The organism is Streptomyces sp. NRRL F-5123 (genome assembly GCF_000721495.1).
In the GTDB taxonomy this organism is placed as follows: domain Bacteria; phylum Actinomycetota; class Actinomycetes; order Streptomycetales; family Streptomycetaceae; genus Actinacidiphila.
Map to the genome: position 1 here is coordinate 45,622 of NZ_JOHY01000054.1, position 22,344 is coordinate 67,965.

At 72.6% G+C, this 22,344-nt stretch carries 17 protein-coding genes and 1 riboswitch; of the genes, 8 read left to right on the forward strand and 9 right to left on the reverse strand.

Annotated features, from left to right (window positions below; all coding sequences use genetic code 11):
* Positions 1–71: 71 nt before the first annotated feature.
* The 3 genes from IH54_RS0131075 to IH54_RS0131085 all read left to right on the forward strand — a co-directional run bounded on the left by IH54_RS0131075 (position 72) and on the right by IH54_RS0131085 (position 3,792).
* Positions 72–932 carry a thioesterase family protein gene (locus tag IH54_RS0131075; protein WP_031523277.1) on the forward strand — a complete coding sequence of 287 codons (861 nt, stop codon included), beginning with the start codon at positions 72–74 and terminating at the stop codon, positions 930–932.
* 106 nt (positions 933–1,038) lie between these two features.
* Positions 1,039–2,205, forward strand: a complete 1,167-nt coding sequence (locus IH54_RS0131080) for a cysteine desulfurase family protein (protein ID WP_031523280.1) — start codon at positions 1,039–1,041, stop codon at positions 2,203–2,205.
* A gap of 90 nt (positions 2,206–2,295) precedes the next feature.
* A complete protein-coding gene (locus IH54_RS0131085; RefSeq protein ID WP_031523283.1) occupies positions 2,296–3,792 on the forward strand; it encodes a DUF885 family protein in 1,497 nt (498 codons plus the stop codon).
* Positions 3,793–3,848: 56 nt separating this feature from the next.
* Here IH54_RS0131085 and IH54_RS0131090 read toward each other — a convergent pair whose 3' ends face one another.
* Positions 3,849–4,571: an enhanced serine sensitivity protein SseB C-terminal domain-containing protein gene (locus IH54_RS0131090; RefSeq protein ID WP_052398072.1), complete on the reverse strand. Its 723-nt coding sequence runs from the start codon at positions 4,569–4,571 to the stop codon at positions 3,849–3,851.
* Between the two features lie 203 nt (positions 4,572–4,774).
* Entirely contained in the window at positions 4,775–5,527 is a 753-nt protein-coding gene (locus tag IH54_RS0131095; RefSeq protein ID WP_031523288.1) for an enhanced serine sensitivity protein SseB, read from the reverse strand.
* 181 nt (positions 5,528–5,708) lie between these two features.
* Positions 5,709–5,815, forward strand: a riboswitch (glycine riboswitch).
* A 172-nt stretch (positions 5,816–5,987) separates the two neighbouring features.
* Between IH54_RS0131095 and gcvT the strand changes: the two genes are divergently transcribed.
* The 4 genes from gcvT (at position 5,988) to IH54_RS0131115 (ending at position 10,602) form a co-directional block, all read left to right on the forward strand.
* Complete coding sequence (gcvT, locus tag IH54_RS0131100) at positions 5,988–7,127, forward strand: glycine cleavage system aminomethyltransferase GcvT (RefSeq protein WP_031523290.1); 1,140 nt, start codon at positions 5,988–5,990, stop codon at positions 7,125–7,127.
* Positions 7,128–7,349: 222 nt separating this feature from the next.
* Positions 7,350–7,730: a glycine cleavage system protein GcvH gene (gene gcvH / locus IH54_RS0131105; RefSeq protein WP_031523293.1), complete on the forward strand. Its 381-nt coding sequence runs from the start codon at positions 7,350–7,352 to the stop codon at positions 7,728–7,730.
* 36 nt (positions 7,731–7,766) lie between these two features.
* On the forward strand, positions 7,767–9,032 hold the full coding sequence (glyA, locus tag IH54_RS0131110; RefSeq protein WP_031523295.1) for a serine hydroxymethyltransferase: 1,266 nt from the start codon (positions 7,767–7,769) through the stop codon (positions 9,030–9,032).
* 202 nt (positions 9,033–9,234) lie between these two features.
* Positions 9,235–10,602, forward strand: a complete 1,368-nt coding sequence (locus IH54_RS0131115; RefSeq protein ID WP_031523297.1) for an L-serine ammonia-lyase — start codon at positions 9,235–9,237, stop codon at positions 10,600–10,602.
* A 360-nt stretch (positions 10,603–10,962) separates the two neighbouring features.
* Here the strand turns inward: IH54_RS0131115 and IH54_RS0131120 are convergent, their stop codons facing one another.
* Complete coding sequence (locus IH54_RS0131120) at positions 10,963–11,478, reverse strand: GNAT family N-acetyltransferase (RefSeq protein WP_031523299.1); 516 nt, start codon at positions 11,476–11,478, stop codon at positions 10,963–10,965.
* Here IH54_RS0131120 and IH54_RS0131125 point away from each other — a divergent pair.
* Positions 11,477–12,073 (forward strand): helix-turn-helix domain-containing protein, encoded by a 597-nt coding sequence (locus tag IH54_RS0131125; protein WP_031523301.1) that lies wholly within the window; start codon positions 11,477–11,479, stop codon positions 12,071–12,073. The two genes, IH54_RS0131120 and IH54_RS0131125, sit on opposite strands and share 2 nt — an antisense overlap.
* 203 nt (positions 12,074–12,276) lie before the next feature.
* Here IH54_RS0131125 and IH54_RS0131130 read toward each other — a convergent pair whose 3' ends face one another.
* The 6 genes from IH54_RS0131130 to IH54_RS0131155 all read right to left on the reverse strand — a co-directional run bounded on the left by IH54_RS0131130 (position 12,277) and on the right by IH54_RS0131155 (position 22,242).
* Positions 12,277–13,740, reverse strand: a complete 1,464-nt coding sequence (locus IH54_RS0131130; protein WP_078862664.1) for an alpha-L-fucosidase — start codon at positions 13,738–13,740, stop codon at positions 12,277–12,279.
* A 173-nt stretch (positions 13,741–13,913) separates the two neighbouring features.
* Positions 13,914–14,678: an alpha/beta hydrolase gene (locus tag IH54_RS0131135; RefSeq protein ID WP_063762411.1), complete on the reverse strand. Its 765-nt coding sequence runs from the start codon at positions 14,676–14,678 to the stop codon at positions 13,914–13,916.
* Between the two features lie 110 nt (positions 14,679–14,788).
* On the reverse strand, positions 14,789–16,768 hold the full coding sequence (locus tag IH54_RS0131140) for a TIM-barrel domain-containing protein (protein ID WP_031523307.1): 1,980 nt from the start codon (positions 16,766–16,768) through the stop codon (positions 14,789–14,791).
* A gap of 77 nt (positions 16,769–16,845) precedes the next feature.
* Positions 16,846–18,594, reverse strand: coding sequence for a cellulase family glycosylhydrolase (locus IH54_RS0131145; RefSeq protein ID WP_031523309.1), 1,749 nt, complete (start codon positions 18,592–18,594; stop codon positions 16,846–16,848).
* A 164-nt stretch (positions 18,595–18,758) separates the two neighbouring features.
* Positions 18,759–20,267, reverse strand: coding sequence for a glycoside hydrolase family 43 protein (locus IH54_RS0131150; protein WP_031523311.1), 1,509 nt, complete (start codon positions 20,265–20,267; stop codon positions 18,759–18,761).
* Between the two features lie 103 nt (positions 20,268–20,370).
* The gene (locus IH54_RS0131155; RefSeq protein WP_234344084.1) at positions 20,371–22,242 is read right to left on the reverse strand and encodes an RICIN domain-containing protein; all 1,872 of its coding nucleotides are present in this window, start codon (positions 22,240–22,242) and stop codon (positions 20,371–20,373) included.
* Between the last annotated feature and the right edge of the window lie 102 nt (positions 22,243–22,344).

Below are 22,344 nucleotides of genomic sequence, written 5' to 3' on the forward strand. Positions count from 1 at the left end.
GCGCGGCGGTGCTGCGGCGGACGCCCCGGGGGGCTGGACAACCGGCGACTACCGACGGGTAACATCGATCCATGGCAGATGCACCGGCCCGCGCGGCCATCGGGGACAGCGAGTTCGACCGCGACACGGCAGTGGTCGCGCGGCCGGACGAGCCGGGCACGTACGACGCCGGGCTCTCCGAGGGCTGGACGATCATCAGGGCCGTCAACGGCGGCTACCTGCTGGCCGTCGTCGCCCGCGCGCTGCGCGCCGCACTGCCGCACCCCGACCCGCTGACGATCACCGCGCACTACCTGACGGCCTCCGAGCCCGGGCCCGCGGTGGTCAGGACGCAGATCGTGCGGGCCGGTCGGAGCATGTCCACCGGCCAGGCCTCGCTCCACCAGCGCGACGCCGAGGGGCGCGAGGTCGAGCGGATCCGGGTGATCGCCGGCTACGGCGACCTCGGGGCGCTCCCCGACGACGTCCGCACCTCGGCCAAGCCGCCGCTGATGCCTTCCTACGACGACTGCGTCGGATCGCAGGACGCGCCCGGCGGCGGGCCCGTCACCGGCTCCACCGCGATCCTCGACCGGCTCGACCTGCGCCTCGACCCGGCGACCGCGGGCTGGGCGGTCGGGGCGCCCTCCGGCGCGGGCGAGATGCGCGGCTGGCTGGGCCTGGCGGACGGGCGCGACCACGACGCACTGTCGCTGCTGCTGGCCGTCGACGCCCTGCCGCCGACCGCCTTCGACCTGGGTCTGGCCGGGTGGGTGCCGACGGTCGAACTGACCGTCCACCTGCGGGCCGCCCCTGCGCCGGGGCCGGTGCGTGTGGCCATCTCCACCCGCAACCTGGCGGGCGGGCTGCTCGAGGAGGACGCCGAGGTGTGGGACTCCCAGGACCGGCTGGTGGCGCAGTCCCGCCAGCTGGCGCGTGCCCTGCGCGCCTGACCGCGGCGTATTGCCGGTCGGCGGCGGGCTCGCCGGGCCGGGTCCGCGGGGGCGGCCGGAGAGCACCGGGGAGCGGGCGGCGCGCGGACCGTAGAATCGACGGACCATGGCCTACTTCGATCACGCCGCCACGACGCCCATGCTGCCGGAGGCGGTCGAGGCGCTGACCGCGCACCTCACGGTGACCGGGAACGCCTCGGCACTCCACGCCGCCGGCCGCCGGGCCCGGCGCACGGTCGAGGAGTCCCGCGAGGCCCTGGCCGAGGCACTCGGCACCCGGCCGAGCGAGGTCGTCTTCACCGGCGGCGGCACCGAGTCGGACAACCTGGCCGTCAAGGGCCTGTTCTGGGCGCGCCGGGCGGCCGACCCGCGCCGGGTCAGGGTGCTGGCGAGCCCGGTGGAGCACCACGCGGTACTGGACGCGGTGCACTGGCTGGCCGACCACGAGGGCGCCCTCGTGGAGTGGCTGCCGGTCGACTCCTACGGCAGGGTGCACCCCGAGGCGCTGCGCACCGCGCTGGCCGCGCATCCCGACGAGACGGCCCTGGTCACCGTCATGTGGGCGAACAACGAGGTCGGCACGATCCTCCCGGTCGCGGAGCTGGCCGCGGTGTGCGCGGAGTTCGGGGTGCCGATGCACTCCGACGCGGTGCAGGCCTTCGGCCAGGCGGACGTCGACTTCGCGGCCTCGGGCCTGGACGCGATGACCGTGACCGGGCACAAGGTGGGCGGCCCCTACGGGGTCGGCGCGCTGCTGCTGCGCCGCGACGACACCCCCGTGCCGCTGCTGCACGGCGGCGAGCAGGAGCGCAGCCGCTCGGGCACCCTCGACGTGCCGGCCATCGCGGCCTTCGCGGCGGCGGGCACGCTCGCGGCGCGGCACCGCACGGAATTCACCGCGCAGGTCGGTGCGCTGCGCGACGACCTGGTGCGCGGGGTGCGGGCCGCGGTGCCGGACGCGGTACTCAACGGCGACCCGGCCGCCGGGGGCCGGCTCGCCTCGATCGCGCACTTCACCTTCCCCGGGTGCGAGGGCGACGCCCTCCTGCTGCTGCTGGACGCGCAGGGCATCGCCTGCTCCACCGGCTCGGCCTGCACCGCGGGTGTCGCCCAGCCCAGTCATGTGCTGCTCGCCATGGGCCGCCCCGCCCCGGACGCCCGCGCGACGCTGCGCTTCTCGCTCGGCCACACCACGACCGCCGGGGAGGTCGCCGAGCTGGTACGGGCGATCGGCCCGGCCGTCGAGCGCGCCAGGACCGCCGGCCAGACCTGACGGCGCCGCCCGCGGGTGGACACACCGCCCCGGTCCGACTCGCCCGGCCCGCGGGCAGACGGACGGCGCGCGCAACGCTACGGTCGGAGCATGGATGATCGGCTCCGCGCGGTCTGCGACCTGATGATGCCCACCGTCCGGGAGATGGCCGGGCTGCACGAGTACGACGGCCGCGTGCAGGACCTCTCCCCCGACGGAATACGCCGCGCCCTTGCCGCGGTCGACACTGCCCGGCGCAATACACCGCGCCTTCCCGACCCGCACGACGAGGCGCACCTGAGCGTCTTCGAAGAGGCGGTCCGGGTCCAGTACGGCGAGCTGGAAATACACCGGCGCGACCCCTACCCGCATCTGTCCAACCTCGAACTCGCCTGCTACGACCGGGAATACGCCTCCCGCAAGGAGCGCGCCGCGGCGCGCCGCAGGCACCTCGCGCAGTGGCCCGACGCGGTGGACGCCGCCCTGGCCTCGCTCGACCGGGTGAGCGCGCCCGTCGCCTCCGCGCTGCTCGGCTCGGCCCGCGGGCTCGCCTTCGGCCTCGACCCGGACGACGGTGTGGAGTCCGACGCCCTGGACGCGCACGCCCGGCTGACCGCCCACCTGGAGCACGCCGCCGAGCACGGCGACCCCGACCCGCGACTCGGCGGGCCCGGCCTGGCCGCGCTGATGGGCTCCCAGGAGGGCATGCGGGTGGACCTGACGGCCCTCGCCGAGTCGGCGGACCGGGAGCGCGTACGGCTCGGCCAGCTGCTCGCCGACTCCTGCCGCGCGCTCGACCCTCGCCGGTCGGTCGACGACCTCATCCCCGAGCTGCTCGCCGACCACCCGGGCGCCGACGGCGTCATCCCGGCCGCCGCCCGGCTCACCGAGGAGGTCATCGCCTTCACCCGCCAGCGGCAGCTCGCGCCCTACCTCGACGGCGAGTGTCTGGTGGGGCCCGCGCCGCCCTCGCGCCGCTGGGCGATGGCCATGATGACGTGGGCGGGCCCGGGCGAGCCCGAGACGCCGTCCTGGTACCACGTGACCCCGCCCGAGCCGGACTGGCCCGCGCAGGAGCGGGAGGAGTGGCTGACGGTCTTCAGCCGCACCAGCCTGCCGTCGATCACCGTGCACGAGGTCGCGCCCGGCCACTTCGCGCACGGCCGCGCCCTGCGCCGGGCGGCCGGCCCGGTCCGCCGGGTGCTGCACAGCCTGGCCTTCTGCGAGGGCTGGGCACATTACGTCGAGGAGGTCTGCCTCGACGAGGGCTTCCGGGCGCGCGACCCGCGCTTCGCGATCGGCGTGGCCCTGGAGGCGCTGGTCCGGGTGACCCGGCTGACCTGCGCGATCGGGCTGCACACCGGGGCGATGGACGTGGCCGAGGCCACGCACCTGTTCGTCAGGGACGCGCATCTGGCCCCGGCGGGGGCCGCCTCGGAGGCGCGCCGCGGGACCTTCGACGCCGGATACGGGCGGTACACCTGGGGGAAGCTGGAGATCATGCGGGCGCGCGAACGCGCGGAGCGCTCGGCGTCGTTCTCGCTGCCGGCCTTCCACGCCGAGTTGCTCGCGCTCGGGGCGCCGCCGCTGGGCCTGCTGGACACCTGAGCGCGTGTCCGGGGCGTGCCGTCCGGGATCCGCGCCGCTGCGCGTCGCCCCGGCGCTCAGTAACGCGGCGGCGGGCCCCAGGCGGGCGGGCTGCTGAAGGCGTCGCGGTCGAAGAGGGGCTGGGCGTTGGCGCGCAGCCACATCGCGACCGGGTCGTGCGGGTCGGACATCGCGACCGTCGAGACCGGCAGACCCTCCGGGACGCCGGGCACGGCCTGCTGCATCATCAGCCGTACGGCCTCCACCGCCTGCGGCGAGGAGTCGTAGACCTCGACGCCGATCGCGAGGTACGCCTCGCCCAGCGCGGGCTGTACCCACGCCTGCCGCAGCGCGCGTACCGCGGGCGTACGCTGCGCCGCCGTGGCCAGCAGCGCGTAGAACTGCGGCATCTGCACCGCCGGCTCGCCGATCCGCAGCGGGCCCGCGGGCAGCAGGTCCAGGCCCGCGGCGACGCGGCGCAGGTCGGGCCAGGGGATGCCGACGCCGCCGCCGGGGGCGTGCGGGTTGAGCCACAGGCCGCAGTGGTCGGGGAAGAGGCTGAGCGCGATGTCCCGGCCGGTTGCGACCTCGTGCTCGCGGTTCCAGCCGCTGGCGCCCAGCTCGCGCGGGGAGGTGCAGCACGGGGCGTAGCGGTGGCCGGAGACCTCCATCGCGGCGTACTGGGCGTCGGGGGTGCCGGGCGCGCCCTGCCACAGCAGCATCCAGACCTGGCCGTCGGCCAACGACGCGAGCAGGTTCTCGTATGCGTCGTAGCGGCCGGGCGCCACCTGGAGCAGCATCTGCTCCACATGGCCGGCCGCCGCGCCGCCGTGCGCGCCCGCGATCACGTCGGACCGCCCCTTTCCCGTCAGTTCGTCTTACGCCGTCATTACGCCATCAAATCAGGTCGGCTCCGACCGGTGGAACGCTGACCGACTCAAGCGGCACGGACTAAATGGCTCGTATACGGCTCGTATACGCCCGCACCGGGCATCCGCCGGAGTCAGTCCGTGGCGTAGAAGGGCCGGACGGTCTCCAGCATCCAGTCGGCCACCGGGTCCTGGGCGACGTCGAGCAGGATCAGATGGACCGGCCAGGGCAGCGGCGCGGCGCCCAGTGCCCGGCCGAGCGCGTCCATGGCGGCGGCGCGGTCGCTCTCCTGCCAGCCGTCCAGCTCGACGCCGACGAAGAGCGCGGGCGGCTCCTCCTCGACGGCGGCCATGGCGCGGCGGGCGCTCAGCACCACGGGCGTGACGGCGTACTCCGCGGCGGCGATGGCCAGGAAGTCGACCGGCTCCTCGTCCGGCGCGGGCTCCCACAGCCGCACCCTGGCGCCGCCGGGGACCTGCTCGCCGTACGCCCCGGGCGTCCGGGCCCCGCGGCACAGCTCGGCGACCGCGGCGGGCGGCAGCGGCACTCCCACGGCTCCGCCGGGGTTGACGGCGATGCCGACCATCGGGGGCAGGCCGCGGGCGAAGTCGCGGACCGGCGCGACCGTGCAGGCCATGCCCTCGGCGGCGAGCCGGTACTGCTGCTCCGAGCTGAAGACCGGCACATAGGGCGCGCCGCCCAGCTCCACGGTGGGCAGGTCGAGGTCGGTGGACGCGGGCGAGCCGCCGTTGGGCAGCGGCACCCACACGTGGGAGCGGCCGAGTACCTCCAGCAGCCGGGGGGTCGCGGCGGGGTTGCCGAGGCTGGCCGCGAGCACCTCCTCCAGCTCGTTCGCCGGCCATATGTACGGTGCCGGATTGTCCATGTCCATCCTCGTCCGCGCTGTGTGCCGCCGTCGGCGGCACCCGTTGCCTGCCGGGAAACCCTATCGGCTGGCCGCCGCCCCCGCCCGGGCATGCGATGATGGCGGCGCGTACCGGCGGCGGGAAGGGCACGACCTGCGCCGGCGGCACGAGCAGTACCCACAATTCGCATACCGGCCGTTCGAAGGCCGCGCGGGAGAGTCCCGCCCCACCGGACGACGGCGGGGGCCGGGCGCCGAAGGAGCAAGTCCTCCCTTGAATCTCTCAGGCACAGATACCGCGCGGACGAGGCAGATCTGAAAAGCGGGCGGGCCGCGTTCACCGGTCCCGCCCCACCCAAGGTGCAAGCCGGGGCCCGCAGGGTCACGGTGAACCTCTCAGGTTCCGATGACAGATGGGGAGGCCGGGGTCAGCCCCGGCCGGCAGTCCACGACCCGTCCGCCGCTTTTGGGAGCACCTTCGATGAGCGCAGCACCGAGCCCTTCCTCCGCCGCACCGCGCCGCACCGCGCTCGACGCGGTCCACCGCGCGCTGGGCGCCACCATGACCGACTTCGCCGGCTGGGACATGCCGCTGCGGTACGGCAGTGAGCGCGAGGAGCACCAGGCCGTGCGCACCAGGGCCGGGCTCTTCGACCTCTCCCACATGGGCGAGATCACCGTGACCGGCCCGCAGGCCGGGCAGGCGCTGGACCACGCCCTGGTGGGCCACCTGTCGGCGCTCGCGGTCGGCCGGGCGCGCTACACGATGGTGTGTGCCCCGGACGGCGGCATCCTGGACGACCTGATCGTCTACCGGCTCGGCGAGGAGCACTACCTGGTCGTGGCCAACGCCTCCAACGCCCAGACGGTGCTGGACACCCTCGCGCTGCGCGCCGCGGAGTTCGACGCGACCGTGACCGACGACCGGGAGGCGTACGCGCTGCTCGCCGTGCAGGGCCCCGAGGCGCCCGGCATCGTCGGCTCGCTGACCGACGCGGACCTGCCGGGCCTGCGCTATTACGCGGGGTTGCCGGGCACGGTCGCGGGGGTGCCCGCGCTGATCGCCCGCACGGGCTACACCGGCGAGGACGGCTTCGAGCTGTTCGTGGCGCCGGCGGACGCCGAACGGCTGTGGGAGGCGCTGCTCGCGGCCGGGGCTCGGGCCGGGCTCGTGCCGTGCGGCCTGTCCTGCCGCGACACGCTGCGCCTGGAGGCCGGGATGCCGCTGTACGGGCACGAGCTGACGGCGAACGTGACGCCCTTCGACGCCGGGCTCGGGCGGGTCGTGAAATTCGACAAGCCGGGCAACTTCGTCGGCCGCGAGGCGCTGCTGGCGGCCGCGGCACGGGCCGCCGAGCAGCCGCCGCGCACGCTCGTCGGGCTGGTCGCCGAGGGCCGCCGGGTGCCGCGCGCGGGGTACGCGGTCACGGGCCCGGACGGCGCGGTCGTCGGCGAGGTCACCTCGGGCGCCCCGTCCCCCACGCTCGGGGTGCCCATCGCGATGGCGTACGTCGACGAGTCCGCCGCCGCGCCGGACACGGCGGACGTCGCCGTCGACATCCGGGGCAGCCGGGAGCCGTACCGGGTCGTGGCGCTGCCCTTCTACCGCCGCGAGCGCTGAGCCCGCGGGCGCCGGCCGGGAAGGACCACCGGGCGGTCCGCCCGCGAGCCGCGCCCGTCCTGCGCCTCCCCACCGATCCACACCGGCCCAGGCCGATCCAGGCCCGTCCAGGCCCGTCCACGCCGATCTCCGTCCGGCGCGGCCGCCCGGGGTGACGAGAGTTATCCACAGGCCGCCGCGCCGCCTCCACCAGCAACCCTTCGCATCCGGGAGAATTCCGTCATGAGCATCAATCCTGAGCACCTGCGCTACAGCAAGGAGCACGAGTGGGTCTCGCCCGCCGATGGCGGCGTGTCCACCGTGGGCATCACCTCGCACGCCGCCGACGCGCTCGGTGACGTCGTCTTCGTCCAGCTCCCCGAGGCGGGCTCGACGGTCACCGCGGGCGAGACCTGCGGCGAGCTGGAGTCCACCAAGTCCGTGAGCGAGCTGTACGCCCCGGTGTCCGGCGAGGTCACCGAGGTCAACCAGGACGTGGCCGACGATCCCTCGCTGGTCAACTCCGCGCCCTTCGAGGGCGGCTGGCTGTTCAAGGTGCGGGTCGCCGACGAGGACGCGGAGCTGCTCACCGCTGCCGAGTACGACGACTTCACCGCGGCCTGAGCCGTCGTCCCCACCCCGTACCCGAGGGAAGATCCCATGTCGCTCCTGAACCAGTCACTGCACGATTTCGACCCCGAGGTGGCCGCCGAGGTCGACGCCGAGCTGCGCCGCCAGCAGTCCACCCTGGAAATGATCGCGTCGGAGAATTTCGCGCCCGTCGCGGTCCTCGAAGCCCAGGGCTCGGTGCTGACCAACAAGTACGCCGAGGGCTATCCCGGGCGCCGCTACTACGGCGGCTGCGAGCACGTCGACGTCGTAGAGCAGCTGGCCATCGACCGGATCAAGGCGCTCTTCGGCGCCGAGGCCGCGAACGTCCAGCCGCATTCGGGCGCCCAGGCGAACGCCGCCGCGATGTTCGCCCTGCTCAAGCCGGGCGACACGATCCTCGGCCTGGATCTGGCGCACGGCGGGCACCTGACGCACGGCATGAAGATCAACTTCTCCGGCAAGCTCTACAAGGTCGCCGCCTACCACGTCGACGCCGAGACCGGCCGGGTCGACATGGACGAGGTGGAGCGGCTGGCCAAGGAGCACAGGCCGCAGCTGGTCATCGCCGGCTGGTCGGCGTATCCGCGGCAGCTGGACTTCGCGGCCTTCCGGCGGATCGCGGACGGGGTCGGCGCGTACCTCATGGTCGACATGGCGCATTTCGCCGGGCTGGTCGCGGCGGGGCTGCACCCCTCGCCCGTCCCGCACGCGCACGTGGTGACGACCACGACGCACAAGACGCTCGGCGGTCCGCGCGGCGGAGTCATCCTGTCCACCGCCGACCTGGCCAAGAAGATCAACTCCGCGGTCTTCCCCGGCCAGCAGGGCGGCCCGCTGGAACATGTGATCGCCGCCAAGGCGGTGGCCTTCAAGGCCGCGGCGACCGAGGAGTTCCGCGGCCGCCAGGCCCGTACGCTGGAGGGTGCGGCCATCCTCGCCGAGCGGCTGGGCCGGGAGGACCTCGCGGCGGTCGGCGTCAAGGTGCTGTCCGGCGGCACGGACGTCCATCTGGTGCTCGTCGACCTGCGCGACTCCGCCCTCGACGGGCAGCAGGCCGAGGACCGGCTGCACGACGTCGGCATCACGGTCAACCGCAACGCGATCCCGAACGACCCGCGCCCGCCGATGGTCACCTCGGGCCTGCGGATCGGCACCCCGGCGCTGGCCACCCGCGGCTTCGACGCCGACGCCTTCCGGGAGGTGGCCGACATCATCGCGGCCGCCCTCCAGCCGGTCTTCGACGCCGACAGCCTTCGGGGCAGGGTGAGCGCGCTCGCCGAGCGCTTCCCCCTCTACCCGGGGCTCGGCGCCTGACCGCCCGCGGCCGCGGGGCACGACACGCCCCGCGGCCGCGGACCCGCACCACCGGCAGGCCCCCCGGCGCGACCCCGCGCCACCGCAGCACCGGCGCGACCGCGCCGCCCGAGCAGGACCCCGCGCGACCCGCGGGACCCCGTACCACCCGGCAGCACCCCGCGGACAACGGCGTCCGCGGTGACCAGGGAGCACACGAGCCATGGCTATCTCCGTATTCGACCTCTTCTCCATCGGCATAGGCCCCTCCAGTTCGCACACGGTGGGCCCGATGCGCGCTGCCCGGATGTTCGCGCAGCGGCTGAAGAACGAGGACCTGCTCACCGCGACCGCCGGCGTCCGGGCCGAGCTGTTCGGGTCGCTCGGCGCGACCGGCCACGGGCACGGCACCCCCAAGGCGGTGCTGCTGGGCCTGGCCGGCCACTCCCCGCGCACGGTCGACGTCGAGACCGCCGACGACGAGGTGGCCGCCGTGCACGCCGCCCGGCGGCTCGCGCTGCTCGGCGCGCACGAGGTGCCCTTCGACCCGGCGGCCGACCTGGTGCTGCACCGCCGCCGCTCACTGCCCTACCACGCCAACGGCATGACGCTCACCGCCCGCGGGCACGGCGGCGAGCTGCTGCTGGCCAAGACGTACTACAGCGTCGGCGGCGGCTTCGTCGTCGACGAGGACGCGGTCGGCGCCGACCGCATCAAGCTCGACGACACGGTGCTGCGCCACCCCTTCCGCACCGGCGACGAGCTGCTGCAGCGCTCCCGTGAGACGGGCCTGTCGATCTCCGCGCTGATGCTGGAGAACGAGAAGGCCTGGCGCACCGAGACCGAGATCCGCACCGGCCTGCTGGAGATCTGGCAGGTCATGCAGGACTGCGTGGAGCGCGGCCTGTCCCGCGAGGGCATCCTCCCCGGCGGCCTGAAGGTCCGCCGCCGGGCAGCGGTGTCGGCCCGCCAGCTGCGCGCGGAAGGCGACCCGGCCGCACACGCCACCGAGTGGCTGACCCTCTACGCGATGGCGGTCAACGAGGAGAACGCCGCGGGCGGCCGCGTCGTCACCGCCCCCACCAACGGCGCCGCCGGCATCATCCCGGCCGTCCTGCACTACTACCGGCGCTTCGTCCCCGGCGCCGACGACGACGGCGTCGTCCGCTTCCTCCTCGCGGCGGGCGCCGTCGGCATGCTCTTCAAGGAGAACGCCTCGATCTCCGGCGCCGAGGTCGGCTGCCAGGGCGAGGTCGGCTCCGCCTGCTCGATGGCCGCCGGCGGCCTCGCCGAGATCCTCGGCGGCACCCCCGAACAGGTCGAGAACGCCGCGGAGATCGGCATGGAGCACAACCTCGGCCTGACCTGCGATCCGATCGGCGGCCTCGTCCAGATCCCCTGCATCGAGCGCAACGGCATGGCGGCGGTCAAGGCCGTGACGGCGGCGAAGATGGCGATGCGCGGCGACGGCCGCCACCACGTCTCCCTCGACAAGGTCATCCGCACGATGAAGCAGACGGGCGCGGACATGAAGGTCAAGTACAAGGAGACCGCCCGCGGCGGGCTGGCCGTCAACGTCATCGAGTGCTGAGCGCGCAGCGGCTGAGCCGGCCGTTCTCGTCGTTCAGCTCTCTCGGAGCCTTCCGTGCCTGGACGGCGGTCAGTCCCTCGCGCGAGCTGCTCGCCGAGCCGGGCGGGGTCGGCGGCGCCGGCGCCGGGAGACCTCGTGCAGGGTCGGTTCGCGGCGGCCCTGGAGCGCTCGGACGCGGTACAGGCAGGCCCCGTCCGCCGCCAGATCCAGAGCGTGTGTTTCACGCCGGACCGCGTCGAGGCGTCCGCCCGGCTCGGTCCTGCGGCCCGGGCGCCGCTGGAGCAGTTCGCGCAGTGGGCCGAGGCGTCCGGCCTGGCGTGGGCCGATGCAGTGCTTTACCGGTGCAAGGCACTGGTGCGGTCAGGCAAGGGGCAGACGCATGATCGTCAGGTCGAGCCAGCGCCCGAACTTGGTGCCGGCGTCGCGGATGGTGCCGACGTGCTCGAATCCGAATCGTTCGTGCAGCTTGATGGAGGCGGTGTTCCCGGCTTCGATGTCAGCGATGACGATGCGGTGGCCGGCGTGGCGGGCCGCGTCGATGAGTGTGCCCAGCAGGGCGGAGCCTATGCCGCGCCGGTGTTCGCCGTCGTCGACGTAGACCGAGTCCTCGACGGTGTGGCAGTAGCCGTCGGAGTGCCGCCACGGCCCGTACACGGCGAAGCCGACCACCTCTCCCGATGCCTCGGCGGTGAACGCTGAGCCCCGTCGGAGGTGAGGGGCCAGCCAGGCGGCGCCATCGGCTCCCGACAGCGGGGTGTTCGTCCACAGCGCAGTCGAGTGCTCGATCGCTCGATTCCGGATCGAGCGGACCGCCTCCGCGTCCTGTGGGATGGCTGGGCGCACCACGACCTGGTTATTCTTATATACTAGATTCATGTCCAATATAATAGAACCACTGGTCGGGCAGATCGCAACCCGTATCCGCGCCGAGCGCAACCGGCACCGCTGGACCCTGGCCCAACTGGCAGAGGCTTCCGGCGTGTCCCGCGCGATGATCAGCCGGATCGAGAACGGCGAGAGCAGCCCCACCGCCGTTGTCCTGGGCAAACTGTCCGCCGCGTTCCAGCTCAGCGTGTCCGAACTGCTCGCCCTCGCCGAGCAGTCCGCGAGCCAGGACTCGGACAGATCAGCCGGACTCACCCGCCGTGCCCGCGCCACCGAGTGGTGCGACCCTGATACGGGATACCGGCGGCGCCAGATCTCCGGGGCGACCTTCCCGGCGGAGGTCTCCGAGATCTGCCTGCCCGCCGGAGCCCGCGTGGCCTACCCGGCTGCCGCGTTCGCGTTCATCCGCCAGGTCATCTGGGTCCTCGACGGTCACCTGACCTTCCATGAGGGCGCCACTGTCCACGAACTCGACACCGGTGACACCTTGGAACTCGCAGAGCCCGCGCCATGCGCTTTCCACAACAGCACCGAGGCCGAGTGCCGCTACGCGGTCATCGTCACCCGCACGTCGTCCCGGCCATGACGAGGGGCTGTGACCGAAGGTGTCGGGGGGCAGGAGGAACGAGGGCGGGCTGCCGCGGGGAAAGTGGGCCGAAGCGCGGAGCACGCGGTTCCGGAAGTCCTCCGTGATCGTCGAGGTGGGGCTTGGGCCAGGTGAATCCTGGCGCAACGCGCCCACGCGCACTTCCGGCGCCTCCCGCCCGCCGGGTGCACGCGGGTAGGCCGTCAGCGGGCGGGGTCGACGCGCAGCACGGGCATCGGTGTCCCGGCGGCGCTCTCGGGCAGGCGCACCGTCAGTGCGTGGCTGCCGCGCTCGAACTCGAGCGGCTCCGGGTGGCCGAGCATCCGGACCGAGCCGATCTCCTGCGGGAACAGCGTCAGGTTCCTGCCCAGGGAGCGTACGTCGATCCGGCCGTCCCGCACGCCGCCGAGCGCGGTCACGTACAGGTGCTCCTTGCGTGTGGTGAAGCGCAGGTCCTCGGGCTGGTAGGCGGCCTGGGCGCCGTCGGTGAACTGGCCGTCCTTGATCTGGGTCGGTCCCTCGCCGTACACCGTCCAGGGCCGCGAGGCGTAGATCGCCTCGCCGTTGACGCCCAGCCACGCGCCGATCTCGCGGAGCAGACCGGCCTCGTGCTCGGGGATGGAGCCGTCGGCGCGCGGGCCGATGTTCAGCAGCAGGCACCCGTTCTTGCTGACCGTGTCGACGAGGGTGGCCAGCAGTTCGGGGCCGCTCTTGTAGTCGTGGTTCTCGATGTGGCACCAGGAGTTGCGCGACACCGAGGTGTCGGACTGCCAGGGGTCGGGGCGCAGCGTCGCGCTCACGCCGCGCTCGACGTCGTACACCGCCGTGCCGGGCGCGAACGCGTCGTGCTTGTAGGCCAGGACAGGGCCGCGACCGGCACCGGCGAGCGTGTTGTAGTAGTAGGCGGCGAGCCGGGGCAGGTAGGGCTTGAACGCCGGCTGCTGGATCCACCAGTCGAAGTAGAGCAGTTCGGGCTGGTACCGCTCGACCAGCTCCGCGGTGCGCGCCAGCCAGTCGTCGAGGAAGTCCCGGGTGGGCGGCAGTTCCTCGGGCTGCGCGGGGCCGTACAGGTCGGCGTGGCGGCCGGCGCGCACGTCGGAGTCGAAGCGCATGCCGCCGTTCATGAACCACCAGTGCTCCGCGCGGTGCGAGGACAGCCCGAACACCATCGACCGGTCGCGTACCGCTCGGGCGAGCTCGCCGATCACGTCGCGCCCGGGGCCCGTCGCGGCGGCGTTCCACGGGTTCAGCGCCGTGTCGTACATGGCGAACCCGTCGTGGTGCTCGGCCACCGGCACCACGTACTGCGCCCCGGCCTGCCGGAACAGGCTCGCCCACTCGTCCGCGTCGAAATTCGCGCCGGTGAGGTGCGGGATGAAGTCCTTGTAGCCGAACTCGTCCTGCGGTCCGTAGGTCTCGCGGTGGTGGTCGTACTCGGCCTGGCCGGCCACGTACATGTTGCGCGCGTACCACTCGTTGCCGAACGCGGGGACGCTGTAGGGACCCCAGTGGATGAAGATGCCGAACTTGGCGTCGCGGTACCAGTCGGGGACCCGGTAGCCGGCCAGGGATTCCCAGGTCGCGCGGAACGGGCCGGCGGCGACGCGCTGATCGACGCCGTCGAGGATCGAGGCGATGCCCGTCCCGGTCGTACGGTCTGTGGTCATGTTGTCTCCTGTGGACGGTGGTTCGCGAGCGTCGTGCCCGTCGGGCTTCTGCGGGGACATGGACGGCCGGTTGCCGTCGGTCCTCAGCTGGTGGTCGTCGTCGGTGGTGTGGAGTGGGCGGAGGGCCTTTCGCGCTGCCGGGCCGGTCGCCCGCCCGGACGGAGGCCTGCGAACTACTCGTGGCCGGCCGTCCTGCGGAGCCACTGCGCGCACAGGGACGTCCACGTGCCGGCGGGTGTCATGTCCTCGGCCAGTCCCACGCCGTGTCCGCCGGTGGGGAACACGTGCAGTTCGACCGGGACCCGCAGGGAGGCCAGGCGCTGGGCCAGGGACAGGGCGTGGTCGACCCCGACGGTCTCGTCGTCCGCGCAGTGCCAGATGAAGGTCGGGGGGGTCTGCGGGACGGCGACCAGCTCGATGGAGACCGCTCGGCGCTTTTCCGGGGTCGAGCCGGGGCCGAGGAGCGGGTCGCCGTCCGGTCCGCCGGCTGCGGCGGGGCCGAAGTTGTGCCATGACGAGGCCGGGTAGCAGAGCACCGCGAAGTCGGGCCGCTCGTCGTCGGCCGTGTCCGGGCCGGCAGCGAGGTGGGCGGCGAGGTGGCCGCCCGCGGAGAAGCCGAGGACCCCGATGCGCGCCGGGTCGACCCCCAGCCCCGGCGCCTGCGAACGCGCCTCACGCATCGCCGCCCGTGCCGAGTCCAGCGGCGCGGGGTGAAAGTCCTGTGGCCCTACCGGGTACTCCAGCACCCAGGCGGCGAATCCGAGCCGGTTCAGCCACTGCGCGACGGGCTTCCCCTCGTGCGGAGCGAGGAAGGTGTAGCCGCCGCCCGGCATGACGATCACCGCGGGCGCGCCCGCGGACGAGGTCGGCGCCGCCGCCGGAAGTGGGTGGAACGTCAGCGCTGCCGCGCCGCTCTCCGTGATCCGCAAGCCTGTCATCTGTCGCTCCATCTGCCGGGAAGGGGTCTTTTCATTCGCGTTCCTTCGGACCGCCGCGGTCCTGAGGGAAGTGCGGGCCGCGCGGCTGCGCGTCCCGCCACATGCACACGTCAGCGCAACGCCTGTGCGACGGCGGCTCCTTCGCGTACGAAGACGGGTATGCGCTCCAGTGGGGCGTCGGCGTCGGTCGCCGTTCCGCCCTCCAGCACGTGTCCGGTGACCGGGTCGTGCCAGCGGGCGCCGGAGGGCAGGTGGACCCGGCGGGTGCGCGCGCCCTCCTCGTACACCGGTGCCACCAGCACGTCGGGGCCGAGCAGGAACTGGTCGTCCACGTCCCAGGCGCGTTCGTCCTCGGGGAAGTCGAAGAACAGCGGGCGCATCGGCGGGGCGCCGGTGCGGTGCGCGTCCTGGGACAGCGCTTCCAGGTACGGGCGAAGGCGTTCGCGCAGCAGCAGGTGGTCACGGAGGATGCCGTACGCCTGCTCCCCGTAGGACCAGACCTCGTTCGGCCCGCCGGTCATGTCCGTGGAGAAGGCGGGGTGGTGGGGCACGCGGTCACCGTGCAGCCGCATGACGGGGCTGAAGGTGCCGTACTGGAACCACCGGATCAGCAGCTCGCGGTAGGCGGGGTCGTCGGGGTCGCCACCGAAGAAGCCGCCGATGTCGGTGTTCCACCAGGGGATGCCGCTCATCGCGACGTTCAGTCCGGCGCTGATCTGCCGGGCGAGGGAGTCGAAGGTGGTGGGGATGTCGCCGGACCACAGAGCGGCGCCGTACTTCTGGCTGCCCGCCCATGCGGAGCGGACCAGGGACAGCGGCCGGTCCTCGCCGGCCGCGCGCAGGCCGTCGGCGACGGTCCGGGTGTGCAGCAGCGGGTAGAGGTTCGCGGCCTCGGCGGCCGGACCGGCGGCGTAGACGGCACGGTCGGCGGCGTCCCGGGACAGGTCGGGTTCGCAGGCGTCGAGCCAGAAGCAGGCCACGCCCGCTGAAAGGTAGTTGTCGCTCAGCCGTCGCCACAGTGCGGCGCGCGCGTCGGAGTCGGTCGCGTCGTAGTACGCCATCCGGCGCATCGGCTCCTCGGAGCTGCGGGAGGGCCAGTGCTGGGTGAGCAGGCCGCCGCCGGCGTCCCGTACGAGGCATCCGGCCGAGCGCAACTCGTCGAAGGTGTCGCTGCCGGGCTCGACGGTGGGCCATACCGACACCGCGAGCTTCACTCCGAGGCCGGAGAGCTCCGCCACCATCGCGGCGGGATCGGGCCACTCGCTCGGTTCGAAACGCCAGTCGCCCATCGCGGGCCAGTGGAAGAAGTCGCAGACGATGACGGACAGCGGCAGTCCGCGCTCCTTGTACTGCCGTGCCACCGCCAGGAGTTCCTCCTGGGTGCGGTAGCGCAGCTTGGACTGCCAGAAACCGGACGCCCACTCGGGCAGGAGCGGCGGACGTCCGGTGGCCAGGGTGTAGGCGTCCAGGATCTGGGCCGGGGTGTCCCCGGCGGTGATCCAGTAGTCGACCCGCCCGCCGGCGTCGGCGACCCAGCGGGTGGTGTCGGTGCCCAGTTCGGCGCGGCCGGTGGCGGGGTTGTTCCACAGCAGTCCGTAGCCGCGCGAGGAGTGCAGGAAGGGGATGGCGGCCACCGTGTTGCCCTGGACGAGGTCGATCACACAGCCCTTCTGGTCCAGGAGCCCGTGCAGATGCTGCCCGAGGCCGTGCAGCCGCTCGCCGTCGTAGGCCTCGAAGTGCTGTTCCGTCCGGCCGCCGGCCGCATGGACGCGGGGGCCGGGATGGTGGGGGTAGGGGGACTTGTCGGCGAGGAGTTCGCGGCCCGAGGCGGCGTGCAGGAACCGCAGGCGGCCGTCCGGCAGGGCCTCGACGGCGAGGCGGCCGTTGACCAGGCGGGCGGAGCCGTCCTCCGCGACGGACACCTCGACGCGGGGGGAGGGCGGGGCGCTCTCCAGCGCGCCGGGAGCGTCGGGGTCGGTTGTTCCCGACGAGGCCCGGACCCGGACCGCGTGCGGCCCCCACGGCTCGATACGGAGGATCTCTTCGGCGGTGCGGCGTTCCAGGCCGTCCGCGCTGACGCTGTAAGGCAAGGCGATTCCTCGTGTTCTTCTGACGCCCGGCCCCGCACGGGGAGCACACGGGGCCGGGGTCGGTCAGCCGGGGGTGTTCAGGAGACGGTGCCGGTGACCGTGTCGCCGGACCTGGTGACGTGGTAGGTGACGGACGCGCCGCTCCAGAAGTCGAACGTGAGGGTGACGGTGGCGCCGTCGGTGAGGGCCTTGAGGTAGTCGGAGGTCAGCCGGATCGCGCCGTTCGGGTAGTCCGGCGTGAAGTGGGTGTTGAACTCCTGGTACGGCGTCCAGGAGTAGGGGCCGGCGGCACTGCCGTCCGCGTAGCGGGACTCCATGGTGGCCAGCTCGTCGCCCTTGAACCGGGTGGGGATGGTCAGCGAGTCTGCGGTACCGGTCGCGTCGGACTGCACCGGCAGGTCGTTGCTGATGACGTGGAACGTCCAGGGCGCTCCCGCGGAGAACCGCGCCTCGAAGGTGGCGTTCTCGCCGTACGCCCGGTCGCCGCCCAGCCGGGTGAGCAGCGAGGGGGTCAGCGTGAGCTGGTCGCCGGACACCGCGTAGTCCACGCCGGGACGCAGCCGGGTGCCGCCCTGCCACAGGCCCCGGAACGACAGGCCGTTCAGGTTGAGGGTGACGGTGTGCGCGGCCACGGGCGTGGACTTCGGCAGGAACACCTGGTCGGTGGAGGCGGTGCCGGAGCGGGTGTGCCAGCTCGCCCTGATCAGACCGAGCATCTCGGGGTCGCGCCACTGGAGGGTGTTGCGGTTGAGGAACGAGCCGGCGTCCCACAGCGCGGTGGTGATGCCGTTGATCCGGGCCTCGTATCCCAGCTGCTCGAAGTACTTGAGCGCCTCGCCGCGTTCGATCTGGTCGGGCTTGGTGAAGTCCGGGTAGGACAGCGTGCCGTACTCGCCCAGGTACACCGGGATGCCCTTGGCGACGAAGACGTCGTGCACCGCGGTGAAGTCGTCGATCAGGTCCTGCTGGGTCTGCTGGTTGTAGGTGGTGAAGCCGCCGTTGTTCACGCTGAACGGCCAGAAGCTGTAGTAGTGCACCGTCGCCCCGAGGTTCGGGTCGTGCAGCCCGGTGATCGTCGTGTACAGCTCGCTCATCTTCTGCGGGGTCGGGCTGGTGTTCTGGTCGGGCAGCAGCAGGACGCGGGTCGCGTTCCCGCCGCCGGAGTCCCGTACGGCGGTGTGGAACGAGGTGTTCAGCTCGTCCATCGCCTGGGTTTTCTGCGCCTCGGTGGCGTCGTTGGTGAACTGCGGTTCGTTGACGCTCTCGAAGAGCAGCCGGCGCGGCTCGTCTCTGAACGCGGCTGCGATCTGCTGCCAGGTCGAGTCGAACCGGGCCAGCACCGCGTCGTGGTCGGCGGTGGTGATGTTGTTGATCCACTGCCACGAGTCGTGGTGCACGTTCAGGTCCACGTACAGGCCGTCCGAGAGGGCCATGTCCACGACCTGCTTGACCCGCGCCATGTAGGCCGGGTCGATCGTGTAGGGCGCGGCGCTGTCCTGGGCGTTGCTCCAGGTCACCGGGATCCGCACGCTGCGGAACCCGGCCGCCCGGACGGTGTCGAACACCGCTTTGGTGGTCAGCGGGTTGCCCCAGGCCGTCTCGTTCGGGATGGCGTCCAGCGTGTTGCCCAGGTTCCAGCTCGGCTGCATCGCCGCCACCACGGCCTGCGCGCCGGTGGTGGCGTCCGCGGCCGCGGTGCCGTTCGGGGCGGCGTCGGCCAGGGCGGCGGAGCTGGGCATGCCCACCGCGGTGATCAGGGCAAGCGGCAGGCTCACCAGCAGCCACAGCCGCCGGCCGGCTCTCCCCTGGCGGGGTGTTCCGGTCATGTTCGGTTCCTCTCGGTCATCGGGACTTCCTCGTGCGGGCGGTCGCCGCGCACGGGTTCTGGGAACGGGTTCGGGCGGTCAGGAGACCGGGCCGGTGACGGTGGCGGCGGAGCCGGCGGCCACTTGGGAGGTGACGGGGCCGGGCCGACGGCGGACATCGCCACTCAGCCGGTCTGTTCGTAGTCGAACCAGTCGACGTGGACGGTCCCGGCGGCGGCGTACACGCCGATGACGCGACCGGTGAAGCCGCCGGCCACCTCGGTGGACAGGTAGCGGCCGTCCAGCGCGGCCAGCGCGGTGACCGTGCCGTCCGGCTCCTCGAACCCGAGCGTGACGAGGTCCGGGCCGCTGCCCGGGTAGTCCGGCGCCGGGGTCGTGACGTCCACCCGCAGCACCACCGGCCCGGCCGGCACGGGTCGTGACGCGACCGCCCTGCGCACCGAACCGAGGCGGGCGACAAGGCGCACCTCACGGTCGGCGACCTCCACCTCGTAGTGGTGCTGTTCGTCCATGCGGAGCGCCAGGCCGCCGGCGCCCTCGGTCGCGTCGACCAGTGCCCTGGCCCGGCACGTGTGGTGCTGCTGACGGCGGCCGACGAACACCACGTCCCGGTCGTCCAGCGACGCGCCCCGGGCCCGCAGGGTCAGCCACCCGGGGCGTTCGCCCGTGGTGATCAGCTCGGCCGGACGGTCGCGCAGCGAGACCCACTGCGGGGCGAGCCGTTCGTCGTCGAAGTCGTCGCGCACCGGCACCGGGGGCACGGGGTGCAGCGGCCAGTTCGGGACGGGCAGCTCCAGGTCGGGAGAGCCGGCCACCGGCCAGCCGTCCTCGTTCCAGGTGACCGGGGCGAGGTAGGTCTCACGGCCGAGCACGTGCCAGCCCGGGGTGCCGCCGTTCGGGCGGACGCCGAGCAGCACCAGCCACCAGGAGCCGTCCGGGCCCTGCACCAGGTCGGCGTGGCCGGTGTTCTGCACCGGGTGCTCGTGGCCGCGGTGGGTGAGGATCGGATTGTGCGGGCACGGCTCGAACGGCCCGTTCGGGGACGTGCCACGGGCGATGGACACGGCGTGCGCACGCTCGGTGCCGCCCTCAGCGATCATCAGGTACCAGTGCTCACCGATGTGGTAGAGGTGCGGGGCCTCGGGATAGCGGGCGCCGGGGGTGCCGGACCAGACGTCCCTGGTCTCGCCGGTCACCTTGCCGGTGGTCGGGTCGAGCTGCACCTGCTGGACGCCGGCGCAGGTGCACCAGCACGTGCCGTCCTCGTCCCAGGTGATGTCCGGGTCGATGCGGGGCACGTCCGGCAGCCGGATGGGGTCGGACCACGGGCCGGCCGGGTCGGTGGCGGTGACCAGCAGGTTCCCGTAGCCGCTGACGTTGGTGACGATCAGGTGGAACACGCCGTCGTGGTGCCGGAGGGTGGGCGCGTAGATGCCGGTGGAGGACGGCGAGTCCAGGGGCAGGACCAGTTGCTCGGGGCGGTCCAGCACGTTGCCGATCTGCGTCCAGTTCACCAGGTCGCGGCTGTGGAAGATCGGAACGCCTGGGAAGTACTCGAAGCTGGAGCAGGCGAGGTAGTAGTCGTCGCCGACCCGGCACACCGAGGGGTCGGGGTGGAACCCGGGGACGATCGGGTTGCTGACGGTGGCGGTCGCCTGGTGCTGGTCGGGCACTCTTGTTCCTCTCAAGGGCGCTGGCCCTGTTCTGTCGTCGTTTCGACGAGGGGGGCGGCCCGGCGGGGTGCCGAGCCGCCCGACGCGGTTCAGCCGACGCGCGTCAGCTGAAGGTCCACTGCTGGTTGCTCTGGTTCGAGCCGCAGGCCCAGAGCTGCACCTTGGTGCCGTTGGCGGTGCCGTACCCGCTCACGTCCAGGCACAGCCCCGACTGCACGTTGGTGATCGTGCCGTTGGAGTTGACGTTCCACTGCTGGTTGCTCTGGCCGTTGCACTGCCAGATCACGGCGGCGGTGCCGTTCGCCGTGCCGTTGCCGGAGTTGTCCAGGCACATCGGGGTGGAGGTGCCGGCGTAGAGGCGGAACTCCTTGGCGGAGGTGCGCGTCAGTGCCTGGGCCGCACCGCCGTTGCAGTCCCAGATCTGGGCCTGCGTACCGGCGGTGGTGGTGCTGTTGTCGATGTCCAGGCACTTGCCTGCGCCGGCCGCGTGCAGCGCGCCGGTGCTCCCGCCGGTGTCACCGCCGCTGCTCGGGTGCATCTGCACCACGACGACCGAGTACGCGGGGACGGTCTGGGTGGTGGCGGTACCGCTGGTGGACGACGTGATCGAGGTGCCGTTCTTCAGGTAGCTGTACACGGTCGGGGCGGCCGTGGACGGCGTGAACCCGTTGTAGGACAGGGACACCGTGGTGCTGTTGTTCGGGTCCTTGTTGATCAGCATCACGTTCACGTCGCCGTTGCCGCGGTGCACCGCGTGCGCGGAGATCAGCGGGGTGGAACTGCTGGTCTTGACGAGCGAGTCGCCGGACTGCGCCAGCTTGCTGACCATCGAGATGCCGTAGTAGGGCGCGAACGGGGTGTTCACCGGCGGCTCGCAGGACGAGCCGCTGGCCAGCACGCCTCCTTCGTCGTAGTCGGTGGCGCCGTCCACCGTGGTCACGTGGGAGCAGTCGGTGCCGTTGTGCATGGCCCAGTAGTCGACGGTGAACGCGCCGTTCTCAGCCCAGGTCAGCATCTGGTCCGGGGCGAACAGCCCGTTCGGGGCGGTGTCCTTGTACTTGTCGACGTTCGTCTCGGTGATGGCCAGCCCCACGTTCGGCGCGTTGCTGCCCGCGTACTGGTTGATCAGCGACCGCACCGTGCCGGCCATGTTCGGCACGTTGGTCTGCGGCTTGGCCAGCAGGTCGGCTTCGCCGGTACTGGTCGGGTAGTCGTGCACGATCACGAAGTCGATCTTCGGACCGGCGATCGACAGGACCGTGTGGTTCCAGTCCTGGGTGTCACCGGGGCCGACGATGCCGTCGGGCCAGCTCCCGGGTGTGGTGAGCACCGCGCCGATCTTGATGCCGGGGTCGACCGCCTTCATCGCCGAGACGAACTGCAGGAGGTTGGTGGCGTAGGTGGTGGCGCTGTGGCTGGAGTGCTTGTCCGTCTCCCACTGCGCGCCGTACTCGCCGTTGCCGGGGATCTCGTTGCCGATCTCCCAGTACTTGACGCCGTAGCCTTTGGTGATGTTGGCGTACCGCACCCAGTCCGCCGCCTCCTGCGGCGTGCCCGACCCGTAGTCCGCGGTGATGATCGGCTGGGTGTTCGCCGCCCGGACGGTGCCCATGAACGTGTCGAAGTCGGTGTTCGGGGCGACGTAGCCGCCGTCGACGGTGTTGTTCTGCCAGTGGTACACGTCGGCGTCGCTGCCGCCCGGGTAGCGGAACATCCCGATACCGGCGTCCTTGAGCAGGCCGGGGATGGCAGGGCCGTTCATGTTGCCGTCGTAGACCTGGGTGTTCAGGCCGGGAGTGGTGGACGAGTAGTTCGCCAGCCAGTGGCTGCTGTCGACCGTCACCGTCGCGGACGTGGCGGCGGCGGCCGGAGCAGCGGCGGTGAACGCGCCGACGGACAGGGCGGCGGCGGTGAGCGCCGTAGCGGCGGACAGGGCGATCAGGCGATCGCGCCCGGCGTGGAGAAACCGTTTCACGAAACCCTCCATTGGGTCGTGTTCGGACAGGGATGTGGTGCTCCCGCCTGCGGAACGGCGGGCTTCCGGCCGTGCGCTCGGGCACGGCAGGCAGGGGTGGGG

Excerpts from the sequence above, each read along its gene's own strand:
- IH54_RS0131075 (WP_031523277.1), top strand. The coding sequence starts at position 72 with ATGGCAGATGCACCGGCCCGCGCGGCCATCGGGGACAGCGAGTTCGAC.
- IH54_RS0131080 (WP_031523280.1), top strand. The coding sequence starts at position 1,039 with ATGGCCTACTTCGATCACGCCGCCACGACGCCCATGCTGCCGGAGGCG.
- IH54_RS0131085 (WP_031523283.1), top strand. The coding sequence starts at position 2,296 with ATGGATGATCGGCTCCGCGCGGTCTGCGACCTGATGATGCCCACCGTC.
- IH54_RS0131090 (WP_052398072.1), bottom strand. The coding sequence starts at position 4,571 with ATGCTGCTCCAGGTGGCGCCCGGCCGCTACGACGCATACGAGAACCTG.
- IH54_RS0131095 (WP_031523288.1), bottom strand. The coding sequence starts at position 5,527 with ATGGACAATCCGGCACCGTACATATGGCCGGCGAACGAGCTGGAGGAG.
- gcvT (WP_031523290.1), top strand. The coding sequence starts at position 5,988 with ATGAGCGCAGCACCGAGCCCTTCCTCCGCCGCACCGCGCCGCACCGCG.
- gcvH (WP_031523293.1), top strand. The coding sequence starts at position 7,350 with ATGAGCATCAATCCTGAGCACCTGCGCTACAGCAAGGAGCACGAGTGG.
- glyA (WP_031523295.1), top strand. The coding sequence starts at position 7,767 with ATGTCGCTCCTGAACCAGTCACTGCACGATTTCGACCCCGAGGTGGCC.
- IH54_RS0131115 (WP_031523297.1), top strand. The coding sequence starts at position 9,235 with ATGGCTATCTCCGTATTCGACCTCTTCTCCATCGGCATAGGCCCCTCC.
- IH54_RS0131125 (WP_031523301.1), top strand. The coding sequence starts at position 11,477 with ATGTCCAATATAATAGAACCACTGGTCGGGCAGATCGCAACCCGTATC.
- IH54_RS0131120 (WP_031523299.1), bottom strand. The coding sequence starts at position 11,478 with ATGAATCTAGTATATAAGAATAACCAGGTCGTGGTGCGCCCAGCCATC.
- IH54_RS0131130 (WP_078862664.1), bottom strand. The coding sequence starts at position 13,740 with ATGACCACAGACCGTACGACCGGGACGGGCATCGCCTCGATCCTCGAC.
- IH54_RS0131135 (WP_063762411.1), bottom strand. The coding sequence starts at position 14,678 with ATGACAGGCTTGCGGATCACGGAGAGCGGCGCGGCAGCGCTGACGTTC.
- IH54_RS0131145 (WP_031523309.1), bottom strand. The coding sequence starts at position 18,594 with ATGACCGGAACACCCCGCCAGGGGAGAGCCGGCCGGCGGCTGTGGCTG.